The organism is Myxococcus sp. CA039A (assembly GCF_013336645.1).
GTDB classification, from domain to species: domain Bacteria; phylum Myxococcota; class Myxococcia; order Myxococcales; family Myxococcaceae; genus Myxococcus; species Myxococcus llanfairpwllgwyngyllgogerychwyrndrobwllllantysiliogogogochensis.
Genome location: NZ_JABUMQ010000001.1, coordinates 94,175 through 119,974 on the forward strand (window position 1 = coordinate 94,175; position 25,800 = coordinate 119,974).

10 protein-coding genes are annotated in these 25,800 nt (G+C 69.7%); all 10 read left to right on the forward strand.

All coding sequences use genetic code 11. The annotated features are described in order from the left end of the window. The first annotated feature begins 15 nt into the window (after nucleotides 1-15). On the forward strand, nucleotides 16-318 hold the full coding sequence (locus tag HR086_RS00355) for a PAAR domain-containing protein (RefSeq protein ID WP_141644325.1): 303 nt from the start codon (nucleotides 16-18) through the stop codon (nucleotides 316-318). Nucleotides 319-324: 6 nt separating this feature from the next. Then, nucleotides 325-750, forward strand: a complete 426-nt coding sequence (locus HR086_RS00360) for a GPW/gp25 family protein (protein WP_174463998.1) — start codon at nucleotides 325-327, stop codon at nucleotides 748-750. A 3-nt stretch (nucleotides 751-753) separates the two neighbouring features. Beyond that, nucleotides 754-4,545 carry a hypothetical protein gene (locus tag HR086_RS00365; RefSeq protein ID WP_174464510.1) on the forward strand — a complete coding sequence of 1,264 codons (3,792 nt, stop codon included), beginning with the start codon at nucleotides 754-756 and terminating at the stop codon, nucleotides 4,543-4,545. A 17-nt stretch (nucleotides 4,546-4,562) separates the two neighbouring features. After that, nucleotides 4,563-7,019, forward strand: a complete 2,457-nt coding sequence (locus HR086_RS00370) for a hypothetical protein (protein WP_174464511.1) — start codon at nucleotides 4,563-4,565, stop codon at nucleotides 7,017-7,019. Then, entirely contained in the window at nucleotides 7,016-12,697 is a 5,682-nt protein-coding gene (locus HR086_RS00375) for a contractile injection system tape measure protein (RefSeq protein WP_174464512.1), read from the forward strand. The genes HR086_RS00370 and HR086_RS00375 overlap by 4 nt, the downstream gene beginning before the upstream one ends. A gap of 4 nt (nucleotides 12,698-12,701) precedes the next feature. Then, a complete protein-coding gene (locus HR086_RS00380; RefSeq protein ID WP_174464513.1) occupies nucleotides 12,702-14,069 on the forward strand; it encodes an ATP-binding protein in 1,368 nt (455 codons plus the stop codon). 101 nt (nucleotides 14,070-14,170) lie between these two features. Next, the gene (locus tag HR086_RS00385; protein ID WP_141644319.1) at nucleotides 14,171-15,778 is read left to right on the forward strand and encodes a CocE/NonD family hydrolase; all 1,608 of its coding nucleotides are present in this window, start codon (nucleotides 14,171-14,173) and stop codon (nucleotides 15,776-15,778) included. 255 nt (nucleotides 15,779-16,033) lie between these two features. Then, on the forward strand, nucleotides 16,034-17,878 hold the full coding sequence (locus tag HR086_RS00390; protein WP_217441634.1) for an OmpA family protein: 1,845 nt from the start codon (nucleotides 16,034-16,036) through the stop codon (nucleotides 17,876-17,878). Nucleotides 17,879-17,929: 51 nt separating this feature from the next. Further along, nucleotides 17,930-22,030, forward strand: coding sequence for a DUF4215 domain-containing protein (locus tag HR086_RS00395; RefSeq protein ID WP_373564240.1), 4,101 nt, complete (start codon nucleotides 17,930-17,932; stop codon nucleotides 22,028-22,030). 103 nt (nucleotides 22,031-22,133) lie between these two features. Then, the coding region (locus tag HR086_RS00400) for a serine/threonine-protein kinase (RefSeq protein ID WP_174464516.1) at nucleotides 22,134-25,800 on the forward strand (3,667 nt) is incomplete at its 3' end.

Genomic DNA, 25,800 nt, shown 5'->3' on the forward strand with positions numbered 1-25,800 from the left:
CGAAAGGTGCGCCCCATGCCTCCCGCCGCCCGCGTCACGGACTTCCATCAGTGCCCGATGACAACCCCCGTGGGCCCCGTGCAGGTGCCTCACGTCGGAGGCCCCATCGCCGGCCCCGGCGCACCCACGGTGCTGATTGGCGGGCTGCCCGCCGCGAAGGTCGGCGACATCGCCATCTGCGTGGGGCCACCGGACGCCGTCATGAAGGGTTCCACGACGGTGAAGGTGATGGGCCTGCCCGCCGCGCGGCTCGGGGACAAGACGGCCCACGGCGGCACCATCCTCGTGGGGTTTCCCACGGTGATGATTGGAGGCTGAGGCGCCATGGAGACCAAGGCCCCCTCGTTCCTCGGTACCGGGTGGAGCTTCCCGCCCACCTTCTCCCGGCGCTCCGGCGGCGTGCTCATGGTCAGCGATGACCAGGACATCCGCGAGAGCCTCTGGGTGCTCCTGTCCACCTCGCTGGGGGAGCGCGTCATGCTCCCGAACTACGGCTGCGAGCTGCGGCAGATGGTCTTCCGCAGCATCAACACCACGCTGACGCGGCAGATTCAGGACTACGTCCAGCAGGCCATCCTCTACTGGGAGTCGCGCATCGCGGTGGACGCGGTGACGGTGCAGCGGGATGCGACGGCGGATGGATTGTTGACCATCACCGTCTCGTACATCGTCACGCAGACGAACACGCGCAGCAACCTCGTCTACCCCTTCTATCTCCAGGAGGGCAGCATCCCGGTGCAGGGGCCCTAGCCCATGGCCCCGCCCGACACGAAGGTCGCCATCAACGACGCGCCCAGCCAGATGGGCCGCTGGCTGCGGGCCCTGGAAGCGGGGTATGCGCCGGTGGACGGGCGCACGCGCTCGGAGCTGCTCGACTTCGCGCCCCGCTTCGGCGCGCTCATCTACTTCTATGACCTGAAGAACACGCGAGACGGAGACTGGTCGGAGTTCTTCCTCGCGGACCCGGTGATGGTGCTCGCCTCCATCGACGCGCTGGATGCGAGCGCGGTGGAGGACCGCTTCCTCATCACCGCGCGGGAGGTGGACTCGGCGCGCAGCTTCGAGCGGGCCTTCACCACGCTGTCGGACGCCTTCCAGCTCATCCTCGGACTGGCCCGGCGCTTCGACCTCTGGTTGCGAGGCACGGGCCTGGGCGCGCAGGGCGAGCTGTCCCGGCTGCTTGGACAGGGCCTGGTCAGCGCCGTGGAGGGCCCGCTGTCCGCGGCGCTGCGCGCGCTGGTGAGCGCGGCGAAGGGCGCGGGGCTGCCCCAGGCGCTCGGGCGGCAGGTGCGGCTGGACACGGCCGGCATGCTGCCCATCTGGGGGCTGGAGGAGCTCGCCTCGGACGGCGCCAGCTACAAGGGCGCCACGAAGGAAGCGCGGGCTCGCGCGGCGGCGGCGAAGCTGGAGCCGTTGCTCGACCCGTTCCTCGATGCGCTGTCCCGACTCCAGGGCCTCACGGCCACCCTGCTGCCCGCGGCGCTCGCGACGGGAAACCATCCGCCGCACCTGGCGCTCTATCTGTCCTTCGTGCAGCTCTTCCGCACCGCGCAGGACACCGTCAACACGGTGTCGGGCCGGTACGCCGGCTTCTATCACCGCGACGTCCTGCGCCTGAGCCACCGCGCCGCGCTCCCCGACAGCGCGTACCTCACCTTCACCCTGGCCGAGGACGAGGAGGTGCGCGAAGCACTCGTCCCTCGGGGCACCCTCTTTCCCGCGGGCAAGCGTCCGGATGGGCAGGACATCCTCTTCGCCTCGGACACCTCGGTGGGCGTCACGCCCGCCACTGTCGCCCAGCGACTGGCGCTGCGCGTGCTGCGCGGGCCCCTGCTGCCGACGTCGCCACTCGCCAGCGAGGAGGACGCGCTCACCGTCGTCCAGCAGGTGCTCACGTCGCGGATGCCGCTGGAGCCGGAGCAGACCGACGCGGAGTCGACCTCCGACGAGCGGCTCCCTGGCTGGGCCACCTTCGGCGCGGTGAGCACGGGCGTGACGTCCACCACCGTCACCGTGCCCGCGACGCTCGGCTTCGCGCTCGCCTCTCGCTACCTGTTGCTGACGGGCGGCAGTCGCGTGGTGACGCTGGAGGTCCCCCTCGGTCCGGCCTCCGCGAAGCGACTGAGCACGCTGCTGACGGCGCTCGCCTCGGTGACGGGCCTGGACGCGCAGAGCGTGCTCCTCCAGGTGCTGCGCGAGTCCTTCACGCTCCAGGTCTCCACCGCCGAGGGCTGGCTCACGGTGGAGCGCTACGAGGCCATCCTCCCGCCACCTCACCCGGTGGACGGGACGCAGCCGTTGGTGCGCGGCTTTGGCCTCTGGTTCGAGCTGACGCCCTCCGCGCCCGCCGTGGTGCCCAATGGCGCCGCCCCCGCCGCGGACCTGCCCATGCTCCGGGCGCTCCTGAAGTCCGAGCCCGTCACGTTGAGGTCCGGCGTCGAAGTGCACCCCGTGTCGCTGCTGGACGCGGTGGACTTCTCCACGCTGGAGCTGCACGTCCGGGTCTCCGACTTGTCGGGCGTGAGCGTGGAGAACACGCAGGGGGAAGTGGACCCGAGCACGCCCTGGCCGCTGTTCGGCGCGTCACCCGTCGTCGGGTCCTACGTGCGAATCCGGCACACCGAACTCTTCGTCAAGCGGCCCGACACCCTGCGCCTCTCCCTGGACTGGTTCAACCTGCCCTCCAACTCGGATGGGTTTCACGGCTACTACCGTGACTATGTGGTGGGACCGGACGGCAAGACCTCGACCGACCTCTTCGACAACCAGAGCTTCCTCGCGGACCTGCGCGTGCTCCAGCCAGGCTCCTGGACGCTGCAACCGCTCGCATCGCCGCTCTCGCCCGTGTCCCCGCAGGGAGGCGTGGAGCCGTGGGACGCGGTGCGCGGCTACCTCTTCCGGACGAAGGAGGACTGCGCCAATCCCACGCCCGCCGCGCTGGGCGAGCTGTGCCAGGACACGCAACTGGAGCAGTTCGACATCAGCCCCAGCGCGCCGCCCGACTACTACGACCCCGCCACCAGCGCGTTGGAGCTGCGGCTGGCCGCGCCGTCCTATGCCTTCGGTGATTCGCTCTACACCGTCAACGTGCTCAGCGCGGTGCTGGGCGAGATTCCGGACCCGCTCGGCTGTCGCGCGAAGTGCCGGGGGAAGTGTGCGGGCAAGACGGGCAAGGAGTATCTGGAGTGCATCGAGAAGTGCCTCACCGAGTGCATGCAGCCTCCGAAGGACCTGAAGTACCCCAATCCTCCCTGGCAGCCCCAGCTCCAGAAGCTGAGCGTCCACTACTCGGCCCGCTGCACGTTGGACGACGCGCGCTTCTTCCACCTGCTGCCATTCGTGGGATTCCAGCAGGTGTCGTCCGACGCGCGGCGTCCCATCTCGCTGCTGCCGCGTTTCAAGGCGCCCGCCAACCTGTACCTGGGCTTCACGGGGCTGGACACGGCGCAGACGCTCACGCTGCTGTTCCAGTTGAGCGGCACCTTCACCGGCACAGGTGAGCCGCCCGTCGTGCGGTGGGACTTGCTCACGGCGGGGGGCTGGAAGGCGCTCGCGCCGTCGCAGGTCCTCTTCGATTCGACCGGAGGTTTCCAGGGCACGGGCATCCTCGCGCTGAGCCTTCCGGCTTTCAGCTCGCAGGGCAGCCACCTGATGCCGGCGGGGGAGGAGGCGGCGATTCAGTGGATGCGGGCCTCCGTGGCGGACGACGCGGAGTTGTTTCCTCGCACGCTCGACATCACGCCGCACGCCCTGCTGTCCACGCGGCAGGAGCCCGGCGTGGACGTGGACACGCCCGTGCCGGCCGGGAGCATCACCCTCTCGGTGCAGGAGCTGCCTGACATCGGGAGCATCTCCCAGCCGATGCCGTCCTTCGGCGGCCGTCCGCCCGAGACGCCTCGCACCTTCGAGGCCCGCGCCTCCGAGCGGCTGCGCCACAAGGAGCGCGCCGTGCTCGCGTGGGATTACGAGCGCCTGGTGCTGGAGCGATTCCCGTCCATCTGGAAGGTGAAGGCCCTGCCCGCCCATACGCCGCGCCAGTCCGGTGTGCCCGGCGCGGTGCTCGTCGTCGTGGTGCCCGGACGCGATGGGACGACGTCGGCGGACCCCACCGTGCCCCAGGTCACCTCGGACATGCTGGAGCGCATCGAGGGCTATCTCCAGGAGCGCACAAGCCCCTTCGCCCAGGTTCGCGTCGTCAACCCCATCTACGTACACGTCACCGTGAAGGCCCTGTTGGACTTCCGCGTGGGTGAGGACGTCGGTGCGAGCATCGACCGGTTGGACCGCGAGCTCGTGGAGTATCTGTCGCCGTGGTTCTACGACGCGTCCCGCGCCACGCGGCAGGGACGGTACGGCTCCGAGGCGGACATCTCGGAGTTCATCCAGACGCGGCCCTATGTCGCGGCGCTGCTGTCGCTGGAGCTCGGGCACACGCCTCCGCCCGAGACGCTGGAGTCCGACTGGTACTTCCTCACCTCCGCCACGCGGCACGAGCTGCAAGCCGCCGGTGCGCCCACCGCCGAGCCGTTGGCCGAGGGCTACTGAGCCTCCTGGAGTCCTTCATGACAGAGCCCGTCACCGTCAGCGCCGAGCCGCCCGCGAACGTGGGCATGAACTACGTGGCCCTCAAGGAAGAAGGCACCACGCTCGTCCAGGAGCTCTCCGGGAAAATCTGGACGGACTACAACGAGCACGACCCGGGCGTCACCACGCTGGAGCAGCTCTGCTACGCGCTCACGGAGCTGTCCTATCGGGCTTCGTTCCCCCTCGCGGACATGCTGCTGGACCCGGTGACGGGCCTCATCGAGCCGGAGCGACAGGGGCTCTTCCCCGCGCTCGACATCCTTCCGTGCAACCCGCTGACGGAGCGCGACTATCGCAAGCTCCTCATCGACCGGGTGCCCGCCGTCGGCAACGTCTGGCTCACGCCCGCCACGTCCGACGCGGTGCAGGGACTCTATGACGTCGCCATCTACGCGCCGGGCCGGGACGACTGCGCCACCGATGAGCGCTCACCCGATTCCATCATCAGCGCCGTTCGTCGCGTCTACAACCGACACCGGGGACTGTGCGAGGACCTCCGGACAGTCACCCTGCTGGAGCACGTGGAGGCCACCGTCTCCGCCGAGGCGAGCATCGACGAGAGCCGCACGCCCGAGGTCATCCTCGCCGGCCTGTTCTTCCGCATCGGGAACTTCCTCGCGCCGGAGCCTCGTCGCGAATCGTTGAAGTCGCTGCTCGACGCGGGCCGCACGCCTGACGAAATCTTCGAGGGGCCGCTGCTCCGCTACGGCTTCATCGCCGACCCGGAGCTCCAGCCCCAGGCGACGTCCATCGCCATCCAGGACCTGACCCGGGCGATGGTCCAGACGCCAGGCGTCACCAGCGTCCGCAACGTGAGCCTGCGCGCGGACGAGAAGGTGACGGTGGGCCCGGACGGCTCGCTTCCCGTGGCACCGAACCAGGTGCTCATCGTGGACGCGGGTGTTGACGCGAAGCGGGGCGGCTTCTCCATCCGCCTGTTCCGCAACGGCGTCGAGGTGAAGCCCCAACCCGCGCGCGTGCGCCGCGAGCTGGACCGCCTGTGGGCCGAGCAGCGCCGAACCTACCCCCTGGCGCCCCAGTACGAGGAGTACCTCGCCATGCCGAAAGGTCAGCGCCAGGACTTCCGCGGCTACACCTCCATCCAGACGCAGTACCCGATGGTCTACGGCATCGGCCCGGCGGGACTCTCCGAGGGCGCTCCCCTGGCGCGACAGGGACAGGCGCGGCAGTTCAAGGGCTACCTGCTCGTCTTCGAGCAGCTCCTCACCGACTTCTTCGCGCAGCTCGCTCACGTCCGGGACTTGTTCTCGAGCGACACGGAGCTGAGACAGACGTACTTCTCCCAGTCACTCGCGGACTCGGTTCCCGACGTGGAGCCGCTGCTCAAGCGGGAAGTCCCTGGCGAAGGCACGCCGGGCTATGCGCTCGGCCTCGAGGAGCTGGTCGCAAGCCAGGACCCCGTCATCGAGCGACGCAATCGGTTCCTCGACGTGCTGCTCGCGCTCTGCGGGGAGGAGCTCGACGACGACTCGGTGGCGAACGTGGCCTGGGAAGGACGCCCGGCGGCGGTGCAGGCGGAGCGTTTGATGGAAGCGAAGCTCGCGCTGCTCCAGCGCCTGGTCCAGAGCACGCATGGACGCGGACGTGGCATCGACTCCCTGGAGAGGCCGGGCCCCGGGAATGTCGCGGGCATGGCCATCAAGAGCCGCATCCAGCTTGGAATGAATGAGGCGGATGCACGGCCGCTCATCGACACGCTGGACGAGCACGGACTCGACCTCTCCGATTCGGGAGGGCCCGCGCCCGAGGGTCGCGCGCTCGCACGGTATGCGGACACCATCGAGGAGCGCTTCGCTCCCGTCCTGTCCCTGCCCGCTCCCGAGAGCCCGGTGGCCTCACCGCTGCGTGCCCAGGCGGTGAGCGGCCCGTTCCTGGGAGCGGCGAGCTCGCTGGAGAACTTCCGCGTGGGGACGTTGCCCGGGGAGTCCTCCGTGGCGCTGGTCTGCAAGGCGCCCTCCGAGGCCGCGTGGCACCTGGCGGGGAAGTTCCCGGATACCGGGAGCGCGGTGGCCCGTGCCCATGCGCTGGCCGAACAGGTGGGCTCGCTCAATCGCCAACGCTCGCAGCTCTACATCGTGGAGCATGTGCTGCTGCGGTCCGCTCGCCGTGACGGGGAGGACGCGTTCGCCTACGGCTTCACGGTGACGGCCGTCATCTCCACGGCGACCCAACAGTGGCGCAACACGGAGTTCCAGGCCTTCGCACGCGAGGTCATCCGGAGCAACGCGCCCGCGTTGGTGGTGGCGGACTGTCTGTTCCTCGGCCCGGCGCGCATGGCCGGCTTCGAGCGGCTCTATTGGGCGTGGAGGAACGCGCTCCGCCAGGAGGACTCGGCGGGGCTGGCCACGGCGTCGGCGCGGCTGAGGGACTTCCTGGAAGCGGCGACCCGTGAGTCCGAGGCGGCTCCCGCATGACGGGCTCGCGGCACCACATCCGGAAGCAGACGTTGCGCGTGGAGCTGGAGTCGGAGGCCCAGGCGCTCGTGCTTCAGCCTCGGCTGAGCGACTTCAATCGCAAGCGCCTGCTGGCCATCATCGAGCAGGTTTTCGACTCGGTGGATGTCCCGGGCCTGCACCTGCGCATCGACCGGTTGGATGTGGACCTGGGGACGGTGCCGCTCGACAACTTCGAGCAGGTGGTGGAGGAGCGGCTCACCGCGCGACTTCGCGAGGTCGTGGAGCAGGCCGTGCATGCTCGGCGCGTGGCTCCGGCCGAGGGAGAGCAGCCTCGGACCGAGGCGGAGGTGCGGCTGGAGCTGCTGGAGCATTACCTGTTGCACGGCACGCTGCCGTACTGGGCGCCCCGGGGCGCGGGGTTCTCGTTCGGTGCGCTCTTCGCGGAGGTGGCGCGGAGCGACCCCGAGGCCCTGGTGGTCCTGGTGGGCAGGCACGCCTCGATGGGGCGGGTGATTGACAGACTGGTGCTCCAGTTGGACCAGCGCTCCCTGGAGCGACTCATCACGCTCCTGGAGCCGAAGCACGCGGCGCTCCTCATCGACTACATCATCAGCCTCCAGGCGCTCCATCGTGTCGAGCCCGTGTTGCCCTTGAGTGAGCGTGGCTTGTCGCGGCTGCTGTGGTCGCTGACGCTGACGTATCTGGTGAAGGAAGCGGGGTCGCAGTTCAACCGCAAGAGCGCGCTGAAGCAGCTCCTGGAGGGTGTCGCCGAGAGCCAGGGCCTGGAGTATCCGGAGCTGCTCACCACGCTGGGCATCGGACTGGACCAGGTGCGCAAGCGGCACCCGGTGCTGGCCTCGCTGTCCTTCGTCATCGGGGAGCTGGTGCGTGAGCTGCCTCCGCCCGTGAAGGACGTCGTGGAGGTGGCGGAGCACGACGTGGTGGAGGAGCTGACGGTGCCGGAGACGGCGTCGGCTCGCTACGAGCTGACGGAGGCGCTTCGCTACTACCTTCAGCATGGGGTGTTGCCGTGGGGAACGCTCGTGCGCATGCCGGAGCTGACCGCGGAGCGGGTCGTGGCGACGCTTCCGGAGCTGCCTCGCTCGCTTCAGCGACGGGCGCTTGCGTGGGAACAGCCGGGAGGTTCTCTGACGCGGCTGGTGCGCGCGGTGCGGAGGATTCCGGAGGAGATACTGGCGAAGCTGCTCGTGCGACTGATGCCGCGCTCGGGGGATGAAGGGAGTCCCCTGCGTTCGGCGTTGCCGGTGTTCGTGGCTCGGGCGGAGGACAAGCCGCTGTTCTTCGCGCGGTTGATATCGGCGCTCCTCGATGGGAGGCCGGTGGACCTGGAGGAGCTGGCGGCGCCTCGTGCGGGGGCGTTCGCGGAGACACGGAGCGCCCCCGAGTCGGACCTCTCTCGCTGGGAGGCACATGCGCTCAAGTCGGCGCTGGTGAGTCGACTGCGCTTCGGGACTCGGACGGGACCGACGGTGGCGGAGTTGCTGGCAGCGCTCCTGGCGTCGTTTCCGGAGGACACTCGACACTTCCTGCTCGCGTTGCGCGATGTGGAGGCGCTGCGGACGGAGCTGGTCGAGCAGAGCGAGCCAGAGCTGCTCGAACGGGCGATGGACCTGTTGCGGCCCCGCGAGTCGGGAACGATGAGTGCGCTCCTGCACGCGCTGAATGCATTGCCGGAGAGAGTCCTTCCACGCGGCAGGGAGGGGGTGCGACAGGAGGTGTTTCACGAACTGTTGCTGTTGGGTGAGACCGCTCCGCTGTCACAGGGGTCATTCAGTCGGTTGCTGACGAGGCTGTTCGGGTCGGTGCTGCCTGACGAGGTTCATGGCTTCCTGCTCCGGACCGCTGTTGCCTGGGAGGCAGCGGGGCAACTTCCCGCGAAACAGGTTCAGGCGTTCCGCCGGGCGATTGAAGAGCTCGGTCCACGAACGCCGGGTGCTGTGAAGGCGTCGCAACCCGATGACGTGGACGCGGCTCGTGCCGGGGACGTGCGTCGAGTGGTTGAACGCACTGCATCCGTGTCACGTGAGCGTGTTTCCACCGAGGCGCTGTCCGAGACCGCCAGGGATGAGCAGCGGCCAGACACGGGCGTGGTTCGCGCTCGTCAGGAGACGACGGGTGATGACTCGGCCGATGAGGTGACTTCGCCCGAGGTCCAACGGAGCTCACGAGGACCGGGAAGAGAGACTGACTCCACGCGGTCGATGACCGTGGGCAGCGAGGGTCGCTCGGCGCCACCACCCACGTTCGACGAGGATGAGCCGCTGGCGTTCTCCGCTGGAGGCGCCCGGCATGCGCGAGCGACTGATGTCGATGAGCCACTTCTGCCGATTGAGGAGGGGAACGTCGCTCAAGCAGAGAGGTCTCTCGAGGGCGCTCTTCGTGGGCGCACATCTGGGTTGGCAGCGTCAGCCCCCGAGGCGGAGGGAATCGACAGGCCATCGCCAGGCAGGCTCATCTCCGAGACAGGAGATGAGGTCCAAGCTGATTCATCGCCCGCGACCCTGGGAACTGCCCAACGCGTCGAAGAGAGAGGTGAGTCCGCGCCTCCAGTGAGGGCGGGTAAAACCCCGGCTCCGTTTTCAACCGCGAGCCTTGGGTCTCCACGGCATGTGGACGCGGTGGCTGCGCCGTCGACCGTGGACCTCAAGCCGCCGTCCACGCATGAAGCGGAGGCGGAGCAGATTGCTCCACGGCACACGTATGAGGTGGCTGAGCCACCGACCAAGGGCCTCAAGCCTCCGCGCGCACATGAGGCAACTACGGCTTCGCCGACGACTTCCGCTGTACTTGTCGAGTCGGAACCTGCGAGTCGAGAGCCTCCACCAACGAACGAATCAACAGCAACGGTCACTCCACCGGAGCAGGCGAAGGCGGCTCCTGTCGATCCGTTGCTCGCGCACCTCGGGCATCCGCGAGTGCTCGCAGCAGATTCGGTGCTCGTTCCTCTGTCGGAGGGTGCAACCCGAACCGAGTTCCCACCTACGAGACTCGAGGGTTCACCAGCGCCCGAGGCAACCTCCACGCTCCTGTCCCCAATAGCGGGCGCATTTCCTTACGAGCTACCCGCCACGACTCTCGGGCACCCACGCACAACCGAGGCCGACTCAGTCGCCCCGCTCCCAACGGAATCAGACACAGGCACTGCCCAGCCACCATCCGCGAGTCTCGGACGTCCACGTGACTCTGAGGTCGCTTCAGCGTCCACCATTCCGAAGGCAGCTGACGCAGGAATGGCCCAGCCGCCACCTACGAGTCTCCATCCATCGCGCGAAGCTGTCCCGAGCCGCACGAGCACACAGCCGGATACTCGCACCGATGGCTTCATCCCGGCTCCATCCCAAGGCGCGGAGCACCGTCACTCCGTTGAGGATGCGCGCAGTCAGCGACCGGCGACACCAGATGCAGCCAACGCCAGAATACTGCGTGAAGGCTCCAGCTCTATATCCGATGCACCCATCCCGAGTTCGCTGACCCCCACTGCCTCACCCGAAGCCGGTGCATCTCAACGTTTCGCCCCGCCCTCCAGCCGCATAGCGGACGCGGCGAACGCCAGCGCACCGCGTGAAGGCTCCGGCCTCATACCGGATGCAACCAACACCAGCGCACCGCGTGAAGACTCCGGCCTCATACCGGATGAGACCAGCGCACCGCGTGACGGCTCCAGCCTCAGACTGGGCGCGACCAACGCCAGCGCACCGCGTGAAGACTCCGGCCTCATACCGGATGAGACCAGCGCACCGCGTGACGGCTCCAGCCGCAGACTGGACTCGACCAACACCAGCGCACCGCGTGACGACTCCAGCGGCAGACTGGACGCGACCAACACCAGCTCACCGCGTGACGACTCCAGCGGCAGACTGGACGCGACCAACACCAGCTCACCGCGTGACGGTGCCAGCCGCAGACTGGGCGCGACCAACACCAACTCACCGCGCGAAACCTCCAGCCTCATACCGGATGCGACCAACACCAGTGCACCGCGTGACAGCTCCAGCCGCAGACTGGACGCGGCCGGCTCCAGTGCACCGCGTGAAGGTTCCGGGCTCATATCGGATGCGACTACCGCCAGCGCTCCGCGCGAAGCCTCCAGCCGCATACCCGATGCGACCACCGCCAGCGCTCCGCGCGAAAGCTCCAGCCGCAGACTGGATGCGACCGGCGCCAGCGCACCGCGCGAAGACTCCAGCCTCACATCAGACACCCCCCTCCCGATATCGCGGTCCTCCGCTGCATCACACGAAGCCGGCGTACCTCAACGTTCTCCCTCGCCTCTTACGCGTGAGCCACCATCGGAGTCCTCCTCCGCGCCGGGCCGCGAATCCCTCACCGCCCCGCACGACACCTCGCGCACACAGGACGGCAACTCAGCGCCCGAACCACTTGACCGCCGCGACAGCCCGAACCCCGACGAAGTGGCGCCGCTCGACGCCAAAGCACATCCTCGTCCCTCGCGGCCCACGAACCTCCAGGGTCACGACGCACGCGAGGCCCTCTTCTCGTTCCTGCTCGCGGAGAGCGCGGACCGTTACGCGGGGCTCTCGGACGATGCCCTGCTGCGCCTGCTCCAGTCCCTCCTCGATGAATCGCCGGAAGTGCTTCACGGCTTCGTCCGACGACACGCCCACCGGAAGCGGCTTCAGGAACACTGGGCCCGCAACCTGCCGGACTCCGTCCTCTCACGCTTCAGCGCCATACTCGCACCGCACGTCCACGCGGCGCTCCTCTCCGCCACCGAGGTACTCGTCGCCGCCTGGCAGGAAGTCGCCCCACCCGGCACTCCCGCGCTGACGGAGCGGTCCGCCTTCTGGCGCTTCGTCCTGGAGTTGCTCGGCGAACGGCCCGGCGGAAGCCTCACCCTGGAACAACTCGTCTCCGCCTTCTTCGAGCACTTCTCCGCGCGCCTCCACACCGCCCAGCCCGGCCATCGCGACCCACGCAACACCGCCGAGCGACTGCTGGAGCGCGCCATCGAGCTGGCTCAAAACGAAGCCGTCCCGCGCCTCGCCGCCTTGCTCCGTCAGCGACGAGACGCCCTCGTCACCACGTGGACCACCACCACCCGCCCCGACTCGCGACTCTCCAACACCTCTCGCTCGCGGCCCGCGAATCCCTCGAAGGACTCTCGTCGGACAGCCTTCCGACTCAGCGAGGAGAAACACGGCGGCACACCCATCTACATCGACAACGCCGGACTCGTCCTCGTCAGTCCCTTCATCCCTCACCTCTTCCGGGAGCTGGGCCTGTCACGCGTCGACGACGCGGGAAAGACCCACCTGGACCCGGAGCCCGCCACGCGCGCGGTACACCTGCTCCAGTACCTCGTCGACGGCCGCACCTCCGCGCCCGAGCCGCTCCTCGTCCTCAACAAGATTTTCTGCGGCCTCTCCGTCCCCACCCCCGTCCCCAGCGGAATCGACCTGACCGAGCGCGAGCAGTCCCTCTGTGACCGACTCCTCAAGGCGCTCATCGCCAACTGGACCACCATCGCCAACACCTCCGTCGCCGGCCTGCGAGAGACCTTCCTCCAACGCGAGGGACGACTGGAGCAGCTCGACGACCGCTGGAAGCTCCAGGTCCAACGCAAGACGCTCGACGTGCTCGTCGACCAGGTCCCCTGGAGCATCTCCATCCTCACCCATCCGTGGATGCCTCAGCCCCTCTATGTCTCCTGGTAGCGACATGGACGCCCCCTCTCTCGATGCGAACGCCGCGTGCATCCGCGCCGAGGTCGCCTGGTTCAGCCAACTGCTGGACCTCCGCCTCAAGCAGCACGCCGGAGACGCTCCACACGAGTCCCTTCAGGACGCCCTCTCCCCCCCGCGCCTGCCGGAGCTCTCCGCACCCTATGCGGACGTCGTCCGCGAGTTGGAGCTCCCTCCTCCGGAGCGACTGCTCCTCATCCTCGCGTACCTGCCTCACATCCAGCCCGCGGTCCTGGACCCGCTCTTCATCCGCAACCAGGCGCTGGACCGCCGCTTCACCGAGTTCGGCGGACTGGTGGGCAGCTCCCACGGCGGCTTCCTCCCCACGGGTGAGACCGCGTTGTTCCTCCTCGCGGGAGAAGACCTCTCGGCGCGGCTCTCCCATCACCGCCTCTTCCATCCCGAGCACCCACTCCTCGCGCGACGCGTGCTGCGCCTGGAGCGCCGTCACCCGGACGAGCCGCCCCTGTCCGCCGCCCTCCAGCTCACGCCGGAGTACCTGGAGCGCCTCACCACCGGAGGTACCTACCAACCTCCCTTCGGCCCCGAGTTCCCCGCCCAGCGCCTCACCACGCTCCAGACCTGGGACGACCTCGTGCTCGATGGCCCCCTGCGAGAGGAGCTGGAGGACATCATCACCTGGGCGCGCCACCAGCGGACGCTGATGGACACCTGGGGCCTGCGCAAACAGCTCAAGCCCGGCTACCGCAGCCTCTTCCACGGCCCACCCGGCACCGGCAAGACGCTCACCGCCACGCTCCTGGGCAAGGCCACGGGCCTGCCCGTCTTCCGAGTCGACCTCTCCAAGGTCGTGTCCAAGTACATCGGAGAGACGGAGAAGAACCTCGCCAGCCTCTTCGACCACGCCCAGCTCCAGCGCTGGATTCTCTTCTTCGACGAGGCCGACTCCCTCTTCGGCAAGCGCACCGAGTCGCGCAACGCCAATGACCAGGCCGCAAACCAGCAGATCTCCTATCTGCTCCAGCGCATCGAGGACTTCCCAGGCATCGCCCTGCTCGCCAGCAACCAGCGCTCGCACTTCGACGAGGCCTTCGCGCGCCGCTTCCAGTCCATGATTCACTTCCCCATGCCCGGCCCCGCGCAGCGCCTGCGGCTCTGGGAGGCGTGCTTCCGCGACAAGCCCTTCCCCCTCGCGCCCGACGTGGACCTGCCCCGACTCGCGCGCGAGCACGAGCTGTCCGGTGGCGCCATCATCAACGTGCTCCGCCACGCCTGCCTCAAGGCCGTCGTCCGCACGCCCCAACAGATTCGCGCACAGGACCTCCTCCACGGCATCACCCGCGAACTCCACAAGGAAGGCCGCTACTCCCTCCCGGGACGATGAAATCTGCTTAACAAGTCTTCCTAGACATACCTTGATTGACGAATCAATCTACCGTTACGGTGGACGCTCCCCCTCTAGCCAGCAGTCCCGTGAGGTGCTCCATGGCGCAGCGTCTTGCCCCCCGGTTGCTCCGACTGCCGTCCCTCCTCCTGGCGTTGCTCGTCCCCTTCGCCGGGGCCGCATCCGTTCCCAATCCCTCCCCTGTCGCGCGCGTGGTGCTCGCGGCGGTGCCGACCACGGGCTTCCAGTTCGTCGACATCCCGGTCGGCAATGGCGTGGTGCTGAAGGCCAACTTCATCGCGCCGACGACGCCCGGCCCCCATCCCGCCGTCGTCTTCATCGCGAGCTGGGGCCTCAATGATTTGGAGTACCTGGCCCAGGCCAAGGCGCTGGCGCAGAAGGGCTACGTGGCCCTCTCGTACACGCCCCGGGGCTTCTGGGCCTCTGGTGGTGGCATCGACACGGGCGGACCCGCGGACATCGCGGACACCTCGCGCGTCATCGACTGGCTGGTGGCGAATACGCCCACGAACAGCGCGCGCATCGGCCTTGCGGGCGTGTCGTACGGCGCCGGCATCTCGCTCATCGCCTCCGGCTTCGACCCGCGCGTGAAGGCCGTCGCCGCGCTCTCTGGTTGGACGGACCTGGTGGCCTCGCTGTACGGCGGGGACACGCGCAGGCCCCAGGCGGTGGCCCTGCTGGATATCGCCTCGCGCCTGTTGGGCCGTCCCAGCCCCGAGCTGCGCACCACCATCGACAACTACTTCGCCAACCGCGACATCGAGGGCATCAAGAGCTGGGGCCGCGTGCGCTCGGCCGCCACCTACGTGGACCGCATCAACGCGAACGCGCCCGCCATCCTCATCGCCAACGCGTATGGCGACAGCCTGTTTCCGCCCAACCAGCTCTCCGCGTTCTTCGGCCAGCTCACCGGCCCCAAGCGCCTGGAGCTCGCCCCCGGGGACCACGCCGTCGTCGAGGCCACGGGCCTGCTCGGCCTGGAGAACCATGTGTGGACCAGCGTGACGCGCTGGATGGACCAGTACGTGGCCGGCATCAACACCGGCATCGGCAACGAGGCCCCCGTGGTGCTGCGCACCTATGACGGCGACGTGGAGGGCTACACGTCCTGGGCCGACGTGTCCTCGGGCACCCAACGTCACGCGCTCGGCGCCATCCGCCTGCTCGATGGCACCGGCACGCTGGGCGGCTCGTCCACGAACCCATCCCGGACCATTTTTGGCGGCTTCGACACCCACGCCGACGCGGGCGTCGCGCTGCTCACCAACGGGCTCCAGGCGCTGACGGGGATTCCTCCCGTGGTCTGGCTGCCGGGCGTCAACCGCCTCAACGCGGGCGTCTGGACCTCCGGGCTCTCCACGAACGCTGTCGCCATTCGCGGCACGGCCACGCTGCGGCTGCGCATCACCCCGACGACGGCGTCGGGCACCGTGGTCGCCTACCTCTATGACCTGGCCGGCGACTTCGGAGGCCTCATCACCCACGTCCCCCTGAGCTGGACGGGCGCCACGCCCGGCGCGCCGCTCGACTTGAACCTGGTGTTCCCCGCCACGGCGTACGACGTCCCGGCCTGGCACCGGCTCGCGCTCGTCGTCGACACCGAGGACCCGCTCTACTTCGACGCCAACACCACCGGCGCCTCGCTGGCGTTCAGTGGCCCGTCCTGGCTGGACCTGCCACTGCGCTAGAAATGCGCCCCTCCCTCCCGGACTCTTTTCGAGGAGTTCGGGAGGGTCTGCTTCCACCCGCCTCTGGCTGACCTGACACGTCAACGGCACGCGCATTGGCGTCCGGACGTGCCCTGACACGTCAGCAGGGGCTCTCGTCCTCCTGCCTACCGCCCACGACGCCCTGGCCCGGGGCGTGCAAATGTGCACTCACACACATTTGGTGGCTGAAGGCCGCGCGCGCTCCCGGTGAGCAGCGCGGACGTGGAGGAACCCTTGAATTCAAGAAGTCGTCATCCCCTGCTCGGAGGACTGGCCGTTCTCTGGGCGTTTTCCGCTCAAGCACAGGCCCAGCGAATCCCAAGCATCGAGCTGGAGCGATTGCAGCTCAACCCGGGCGCGAAGGACAGCCTCGTGCTGTCCACCGGCGACCTGTTGCCGGACGGCACGTTCCGCATCGCCCTCACGGCGCATTACGAGAACGAGCCGTTGGTGCTGCTGCGCAACGACCAGCGGCAGGGCACCATCATCTCGGACCGCATGACGGTGCACTTCAGTGGCGCCTATGCTGTGACGGACTGGTTGGAAGTGGGCGCGCAGGTGCCCATCGTCGCGCAGTGGGGGCCGGACACGAGCACGCTCGGCTTCGACACGCCGGACACCAGCTCGTTGGGCACGCCCTGGCTGCAGGTGCGCGCGGGCCTGTTGTCCGAGTCGCGCGGTGGACCGCTGGACGTGGGCCTGCACCTGGGCGCGGCGCTGCCCCTGGGCAGTGAGGAAGTGCTCACGAAGGACGACGGCTTCGTCTTCACCCCGCGCCTGGGCCTGGGCAAGAAGCTGGGCGACACCTGGCGCGTGGGCGCCGACGTGGGCGCGCTGGTGCGGACCAAGACGTACGCCCTCTCCCCCGGCGCGGACCCGCTTCGCGACGAGATGGGCGTGGAGATGAACGGCGGTGTGAACCTCACCGCCCACCTGTTTGGCCTGCGCGAGGAGCTCGTCGTGCGTGGCACGCTGCCCTTCGCGGACGCGCCGGAGTCCCTGGAGGTGCTGCTGGGTCTGCGCGCGCCGACGAGCAACGGCACCGAGTTCTACGTCATGGGCGGCCCGGGCTTCGGCCAGACGCCCGGCACGCCGGAGTTCCGCGTGCTGGCGGGCGTCAACTTCGGCCCTGGCAACACGCCGGTGGCGTCATGTGTCGCGGGCCAGCCCCACGACGCGGCCCGCTGTCCCGACCTGGACGCGGATGGCGATGGCGTGAAGAACCTCGCGGACCGCTGCCCGACGGCGCCGGGCCTCGCCCAGCTCAACGGCTGCGCGGACGAGGACGACGACAAGGACGGCCTGCTCAACCTGGCGGACCGCTGCCCGGCGAAGGCGGAGAACGTCAACGGCTTCGCGGACTCCGACGGCTGCCCGGATGACCCGGACACGGACGGCGACGGCCTGGCCGACTCCAAGGATACCTGCCCGCGCGAGGCGGAGGACCTGGACGGCTTCGAGGACACCAACGGCTGCCCGGACCCGGACAACGACAAGGACGGCGTGGCCGACGCGCGCGACGCCTGCATGAACGAGGTGGGCCCGAAGGAGAACCGCGGCTGCCCGGACAAGGACCGCGACGGCGATGGCCTCGTGGACCGCCTGGACAACTGCCCCGACGAGCCGGGCACGGAGAAGAACCACGGCTGCAAGCAGAAGCAGCTGGCGCAGATTGGAGAGGGCCAGATTCGCATCCTCGAGGCCGTCTTCTTCGAGAACAACCAGGACGTCATCAGCGCGCGCAGCCACAAGCTGCTCGACGGCGTCGCGTCCATCCTCTCGTCGCACCCTGAAATCGAGAAGCTGCGCGTCGAGGGCCACACCGACAACACGGGCAAGGCCGACTACAACCTGGACCTGTCCCAGCGCCGCGCCGAGGCGGTGGTGAAGTATCTGGTGGGCAAGGGCCTCAGCCGCGAGCGGCTGGAGTCGCAGGGCTTCGGCCCCGCGAAGCCCATCGCCGAGAACACCACCAAGCCCGGCCGCGCCAAGAACCGCCGCGTGGAGTTCCGCATCGTCGGTGACGCCGAGGGCGTCGAGACGAAGCAGGGCGCTCCCACCGACACCATCGAGAAGTGAGGCAGACATTCCATGAACACACGTGTCCCTGACCCCCTTTGTTCCGAGCCCGTGAAGTCCTCGCGCTCGGGGCTCTCCACCGCGCTCGCGCTCGCGCTCTTCACCGCCCTCACCGGCTGCGAGCAGAACACCCCACCCCCTCCCGTCGAGGAGTCCGTCCTGGTCAGCCAGGCCGCCGAGGTCGTCGGCGACGGACGCATCCAGCCCGGCGAGGAGTGTGACGACGGCAACACAATGAGCGGTGACGGCTGTTCCGCCACCGGCACCGTCGAGGCCGGCTATCTCTGTCATGTCCCCGGACGCGCCTGCTCGCTGGCGAGCCTGTGCGGCAACACCGTCGTCAACCCGGGCGAGGCCTGCGACGACGGCGACACCGCCGCTGGCGCCAACGGCTGCACCGCCACGTGCGACCTGTCGCTGTGCGGCAACGGCGTCTTCAACAACCGCCAGTGGCCCAACTTCGACCAGGAGATCTGCGACGACGGCAATCGCACCGAGGGCGACGGCTGCAGCCGCATGTGCGAAGTGGAGCCCGGCTTCGCCTGCGCGGGAACACCCAGCCGTTGTGTGAGGGCGGGCCTCGCCTTCTTCAACACCGGCGTGGACCAGAACAACCGCCGCCTGGAGTCCGGCGCGGACCCGCACTGGTTCTACCGGGGTGGCACGACGGGTGCCGCCACGGGCGTGCGCAACGCCCAGGACTGGCCGCAGGAAATCACCACGGCCCGCTTCATGGCGGCCCCCCTGGGCGCGCCCGTGTGCGTCTACCAGGACTTCATCATCCCCTCGACGACGAACATCGCCCAGTTCCGCATGCGGCTGGCCACGTTCAACGACAACGAGTTCGACAGCGCGGCCGTCAACGGCTCGCCCTTCACGCCCACCACCGTGAGCGAGCCCGCGGGCAACTCCTGGCAGAAGAACATCATCCGGGAGTTCGGCACGACGGCGGCCTGGCGCATCGGCCTCAACCGCATCGAGCTGTGCAACGAGAACGCGCAGTCGACGCCCAACGCGTTCCGCTACCTCTTCGTGGACGCCTACGACGACCGCTGCGGCGACGGCGCGGTGTCCCTGCGTGAGGAGTGCGACGACGCCAACACCGTCAACAACGACGGCTGCAGCGCCAGCTGCGGCATCGAGCCTGGCTACGGCTGCGCCGGCGCGCCCAGCTCCTGCGCGGCGACGTGTGGCAACGGCCTGCTCAACTCGGGCGAGCAGTGCGACGACGGCAACACTACCGTCGGCGACGGCTGCAACGCGTCCTGCCGTATCGAAGCCGGCCACGCATGCCCCACTCCGGGACAGGCGTGTGTCGCCACCTGCGGCAATGGCACCATCAACCCGGGCGAGCTGTGCGATGACGGCAATGGCCTGTCCGGCGACGGCTGCTCCAACTCCTGCCGCATCGAGAGCGGCTACGAGTGCGTGGGCCAGCCGTCCAGCTGCGCTCCGCTGTGCGGCAACTCGCGACTGGACTCCGGCGAGCTGTGCGACGACGGCAACACGAACCTGGGCGACGGCTGCTCCAACGCCTGCACCCTGGAGCTGGGCTACTCCTGTCCGACCGTGGGCCAGCCCTGCGCGAAGACGTGTGGCAACGGCACGGTGAATCCGGGTGAGCAGTGCGACGACGGAAACCTGAACCCGGGCGACGGCTGCGCCACCGAGTGCCGCGTGGAGTCGGGCTACTCGTGCAGCAGGCCCTCCAACGGGCCTTCGGTGTGTGCCCCGACGTGCGGCAACGGCACGGTGGACGCCAACGAGACGTGCGACGACAACAACACCACCGCCGGTGATGGCTGCTCGCAGGGCTGCGGCGTGGAGCCAGGCTACTCCTGCTCCAACACGCCCTCCGACTGCGTCACGCTCTGCGGCGACGGCATCACCGCCGGCAGCGAGGCGTGTGACGACGGCAACATGACGGACGGCGACGGCTGCACCGCGTGCGCCGTGGATTCCGGCTACAGCTGCCCGCCCCCCGGCAACGCCTGCTTCAACACCTGCGGCAATGGCACCATCAACTCGGGCGAGACGTGCGACGACGGCAACAAGCTGAGCGGCGACGGCTGCTCCGGCATCTGCGCCCAGGAGCCGGGCTACAACTGCAGCGGCTTGCCCTCCAGCTGCGCCACCACCTGCGGCGACGGCGTCGTGGCCGGCTCCGAGGTGTGTGACGACGGAAACCTGAACAGCGGTGACACCTGCTCGCCGCGCTGCCTCTGGGAGAACGGCCAGCCCTGCGCCGCCTCCGGCGTCTGCGAGAGCGGCACCTGCAATCCCCACACGGACGTCTGCGTCACCGCCAACGTGTGCGGCAACGCGATGCTCGACAACGGGGAGCTGTGCGACGACGGCAACACCGCCAACAACGACGGTTGCTCGGCCACCTGCGCCATCGAGGCGGGCCACGGTTGCACCGGCAACCCCTCCGTCTGCGCCGTGACGTGCGGCGACGGCATCAAGGCCGGCTCGGAGGCCTGTGACGACGGCAACACGGAGGCCAACGACGGCTGCTCGGCCACCTGCACCATCGAGGCGGCCCACGGCTGCAAGAACACCGAGGTGCGGGTGTTCTTCACCCGGCAGGGCAGCAGCCAGTGCACCCAGGTGTCCAGCATCGACGAACCGGAGCTGGCCGCGGGCGCCATCCAGGCACCGCTCACCGTGCCGGGCCGCTACCGCGTCGGCTACGTCTCCGGAGCAGTGAGCTACTCCGGTGGCACCAACTGGTACCCGGGCATCTTCGGCTTCAACCACACGTCGGGCACGGGCGAGCAGCGCTTCTCGCTCGGCTTCGTCCCGGCGGGGGGCCCCCCGTCCACCACCCGTGACGCCGCGATGGAGCTGGGCTTCCCGCTGCGCCGCGACTTCGACGCGGCCTCGGGTGACGTGCGCCTGGCGCTCGTCGACACCGACTGCGCCTTGAACAACAACTCGGAGACCGCGGTGGCCTACCGCGTGGACTCGCTGTCCATCTGCCAGCTCATCCCCGTGCTGACGGACCCGACTCCGGGCGGCGTGTCGAACCCTGTCATCGGTGGCACCGGCTCGCCGGGCTCCACCATCAACGTCTACGTCGACGGCAGCCCCACCCCGGCGTGCACCGCCGTCGTCGACAACAACGGCCACTGGACGTGTGATTTGGGCAACATCCCCGAGGGTCCGCACTCGGTGGTCCTCACCTCCACCGAGGTGGGCGCCACGGAGACGGCTCCGCCGGTGGACATCATCATCAACAGCGGGCCGCCCGCCGCGCCCGTCATCACCGGCCCCGTGAATGGCTCCACCACGACTGACTCGACGCCGCCCCTGAGCGGCACGTCCGAGCCGGGCACCACGGTGACGGTGAGCGAGGGTGGCACGGTGCTCTGCACCGCGACCGCCGACGCCGCCGGAAACTGGAGCTGCACGCCCGCCACGCCGCTGACGGACGGTCCGCACACCATCACCGCCGTCGCCACCGAGGATGCGGGCAACCCCAGCGCGCCCTCGGCCCCGGTGACCTTCACCGTGGACACCACGCCGCCGGCCGCGCCCGTCATCACCGGCCCCGCGAACGGCTCGGTGCTGGACACGTCCACCCCGGCCATCTCCGGCACCTCCACGCCGGGCTCCACGGTGACGGTGCGCGAGGGAGACACCGTGCTGTGCACGGCGACCACGAGCGCCACGGGGGCCTGGAGCTGCACGCCCGCCACGCCGCTGGCGGACGGCACACACGCGGTCGTCGCCAACGCCACGGACTCGACAGGCCTCACGAGCGCGCCCTCCAATGTCGACACCTTCCGCATCGACACGCAGGCGCCGGACACGTCGTTCGGCCGCGGTCCTCCGGCTCGCACCGGAGACCCGGAGGCTCCGTTCGCGTACGCCTCCAACGAGGGCAGCGTGACGTACGAGTGCAGCCTGGACGGCGGCCCCTTCATCGCCTGCCAGGAGACCTACGACGTCAACGACGGTGACCACACCCTGCGGGTGCGCGCCACCGACGAAGCCGGCAACGTGGATGCCTCCCCCGCCGAGTACCGGTGGACGGTGGTGAACACGCGCGCCTTCGCGGGCGGCGGCTGCAGCGCGGCCCCGGCGACGTCCTGGCTGCCCCTGCTGGCGCTGCTGGGTCTGCGCCTGCGCCGCAAGCAGCGCCGCTAGCGACGGTTTTCCGCCGGGGGGTCCACATCCCTTCCCCCAGTCCCCGACCCCGGGGACTCGTGGACCCCCCGGCGGATCTCCCCGTAAAACCGCGCAACCCCGTATGCTGGGGGCCGTGGACATCGCGGGGAAGAAGCAGGAGACGTTCGAGGAGGAGCTGCTCCTCGCGCTGGACGAAGGGCTCGTCTCCGCCGAGGAGGCGGCCGCCCTGCGCGAGGAGGCGCTCGGCCTGGGACGCAGTCCCCTGGAGCTCCTGAGGGAGCAGGGGCGCCTGGGCGAGCACACGCTGGCCGAGCTGCGCGAGGAGGTCTCCCGGGAGCTGGGAGGCTCCGGTGGGCAGAGCCCGCAAGAGGCCGCCACGCTGGACCCGGACACGCCCATGGTGCCCCCGCCGGCCGCCCCCGCGTCCACCGACTCACACGCGGAGCCGTCCTTCCCCGTGCCGGACTGGGACCGCTACCAGCCCGTGCGCTTCCTGGGGCAGGGCGGCATGGGGCAGGTGTTCCTGGCGTATGACCCGCTGCTGCGCCGCAACGTCGCGCTCAAGTTCGTGAAGGGCGGAGACCCGGAGCTGGCGCGCCGCTTCCTCTCCGAGGCCCGCGCCCAGGCCCGCGTGCGCCACGAGCGTGTGTGCGAGGTGTACGAGGTCGGCGAGGTGCAGGGGCGCGGCTACATCGCCATGCGCTACGTGGCCGGCCAGTCCCTGGGCCAACTGGCGCCGTCGTTGACGCCAGAGCAGAAGGTGCTGGTGCTGCGGCAGGCCGCGGAGGGAGTGCACGCCGCGCACCGCGCGGGACTGGTCCACCGGGACATCAAACCCGGCAACATCCTGGTGGAGCGCACGGAGGATGGCGACTTCGCGCCCTTCGTCATGGACTTCGGTCTGGCGCGGGACTGGCGCGAGGAGGGCGGACTGCACGGCGTGGTGATGGGCACGCCGCACTACATGGCCCCCGAGCAGGCCAAGGGCGACACGGCGCGGTTGGACCGGCGCGTGGACGTCTACGGCCTGGGCGCCACGCTGTACCTGTTGCTCACCGGACAGACGCCCTTCCAGGGCACCCGCGAGCACGACATCATCACCCGGCTCCAGACGGAGGAGCCCCGGCCACCGCGCGCGGTGGACCGGGACATCCCCCAGGACTTGGAGGCCATCGTCCTCAAGTGCCTGGAGAAGGACCGCTCGGCCCGCTACGACTCGGCGCGAGCGCTGGCGGATGACCTGGAGCGCTTCCTTGGCGGAGAGCCGGTGCAGGCGCGGCGCGGCCTGGGCTACCGGCTGCGCAGAAAGGCGCGCAAGCACCGCGTGGCGCTGAGCGCGGGCCTGACGGCGCTGACCGTGGTGGCGCTGGCGCTGGGGCAGGCGGTGCTGGCGCGAAGCGAGGTGGCCGAGCGCGAGCGGCTCACACGCAGCTTCACCGAGCGCGTGGAGCGCATCGAGGCCGCCGCGCGCTATTCGTTCCTCTCGCGCCTGCACGATACGCGCGAGGACCGCACCGCCCTGCGCGCCAGCATGGACGCGCTGGAGGCCGAGGTGCGGGAGGCGGGTGAACACGCGGTGGGCCCCGGACACTACGCGCTGGGCCGCGCGCTGTTGGCGCTGGGCGACGTGGAGGGCGCGCGCCGGAAGCTCGAGTCCGCGTGGGAGCATGGCTACCGCGAGCCTCGCGCGGCCTGGGCCCTGGCGCTGGTGCTGGGAGACCAGTACCGCGAGAAGCTGCTGCTGGACGTCGAGCGGCGCAGTCCCGAGCAACGCGAGCTGCGACGCCGCGAGTTGGAGCAGCGCTATCGGGACCCGGCGCTGGCGTACCTGCGTCAGGCCGAGGGGCCGGATGTCCCGGCGCCACCGCTGTACGTGAAGGCCCTGTTCGCCTTCCACGAGGGGCGCCACGAGGAGGCGCTGGCGCACCTGGAGGCGATGAGCCACACCCAGCCCTGGTTCTACGAGGCGCCGCTGCTGCGCGGAGACGTGTATCTGGCGCGCGCCATGGGGCGCTGGCACCAGGGGGACGGCGTGGGCTCGCAGGCGGACCTGGAGGCCGGACGGCGCGCGTACGCGGCGGCGATCGCCACGGCGGAGAGTCAGCCCGACGGCCACTACGCCCTGGGGCGACTGGAGCTGGCCGCGCTCGTGATGGAGCTGTACGGCGCGGGCAACGTGCTGCCGCCCTACCAGCGGGGCCTGGAGTCGCTGGACTACGCGCTCACGGCCGCGCCGGACCATCACCGCTCGCTCATCGTGCGCTCGCGGCTGTACCGGCGCCTGGGCGAGCAGCACTCCAACCAGAACACCGACGACGTGGAGATGCTGTTCGGCAAGGCCATCGACGCGGCCCAGGCCGCGCTGAAGCTTGCGCCCCCGAGCGACCGCGTCACGCTGGAGCTGGCCATCATCCACCGGCTGTGGGCCCGCCACCGCCAGCGGCTGTCGCAGGACCCGCGCGAGCAGCTCGGCCTCTCCATCGACGCCCTGGAGCGGCTGGGCCCCGAGGAGCGCGACTATGCCTTCCACGCCAACCTGGGCCTGACGCACCAGGTGTGGGCCGACTACGAGAGCGAGCACGGGGAGGATTCGCTCGTCCACCAGGGCAAGGCCATCGACGCGTACCTCGCCGCCATCCGCGTGAGGGAGAACCAGGCGGACGCGTGGATCAACCTCGGCAATTCCTATCGCGCGCGGGCGGCCATCCCCAGCGCCCCGGACGCCTCGGGAGATTTGACGCGGGCGATGGAGGCCATCGAGCGCGCGCTCACGCTCAACCCGCGCAACGTCATGGCCTGCTTCCAGGGCGCGGACGTCTCCGAGCAGCTGGCGCGCTGGCGACAGGAGCACGGGCAGGACCCGGAGCCGGACCTGGAGCGGGCGCTGGCGCTCTACCGGCAGGGCCGGGACATCAACCCCAAGCTGCCACAGCTCCACAACGGCCTGGGCGCCGCGCTCCTCGCGCAGGCCGAGCAGCGCTGGGAGGACGGAAAGGACGTGGGGGCGCTGCTGACCGAGGCGCGCAAGGCCTTCGAGCAGGCGCGCGCCGTGGCCCCGCAGCAGGCCTTCGCCTACAACAACCTGGGCGAGGTGGAGGCGGTGCGCGCGGGCTTCCTCGTCGCGCGCGGGGACGACCCCGGCCCCAGCCTCAAGGCGGCGAAGGAGGACTACCGCCGCGCGCTGGAGCTGCTCCCTGGCGACGCGGACCTGTGGACCAACCTGGCGCGGGTGCATGTGCTGTGGGCCACCCACGCGCTGGCGCGAGGGCGCGACGTGGGCCCGGACCTGGCCCAGGCGGAGGAGGCGCTCGCCCGCGCCCGCGAGCTCAACCCGAAGCTGGCCTATGCGTGGCGCTACCAGGGCGGCGTGCTGGACGTGCGCGCCCGCGACAAGGCCCGGCGAGGCACCGCGAAGGACGAGGACTTCCAGCAGGCCGCGGAGGCGCTCGCTCACGCGGTGGAGCTGGCGCCCAGGCGGCACGAGTACGTGCTGGCGGCCGGGGAGCTGCAGCTCGCGTGGGGGCGCTGGAAGCAGTCGCAGGGAGAAGACGCGACGCCCATGCTGACGCGGGGGTTGGAGCACGTCGCGCACATCGTCGCGGCGCGGCCGGCGTGGGCGAAGGCCCTGCTGTTGCGCGCGGGACTGCGGCTCGCGCTGGCCGACAACGCGCCCACCGAGCAACAGCAGGCGTGGCGCGTGCAGGCCCGAGAGGACGCGGAGGTGGCGCTCTCGCGAAACCCCCACCTCGCGCCGGGCTGGAAGGGCAGGCCCACCTCCGACTCGGAGC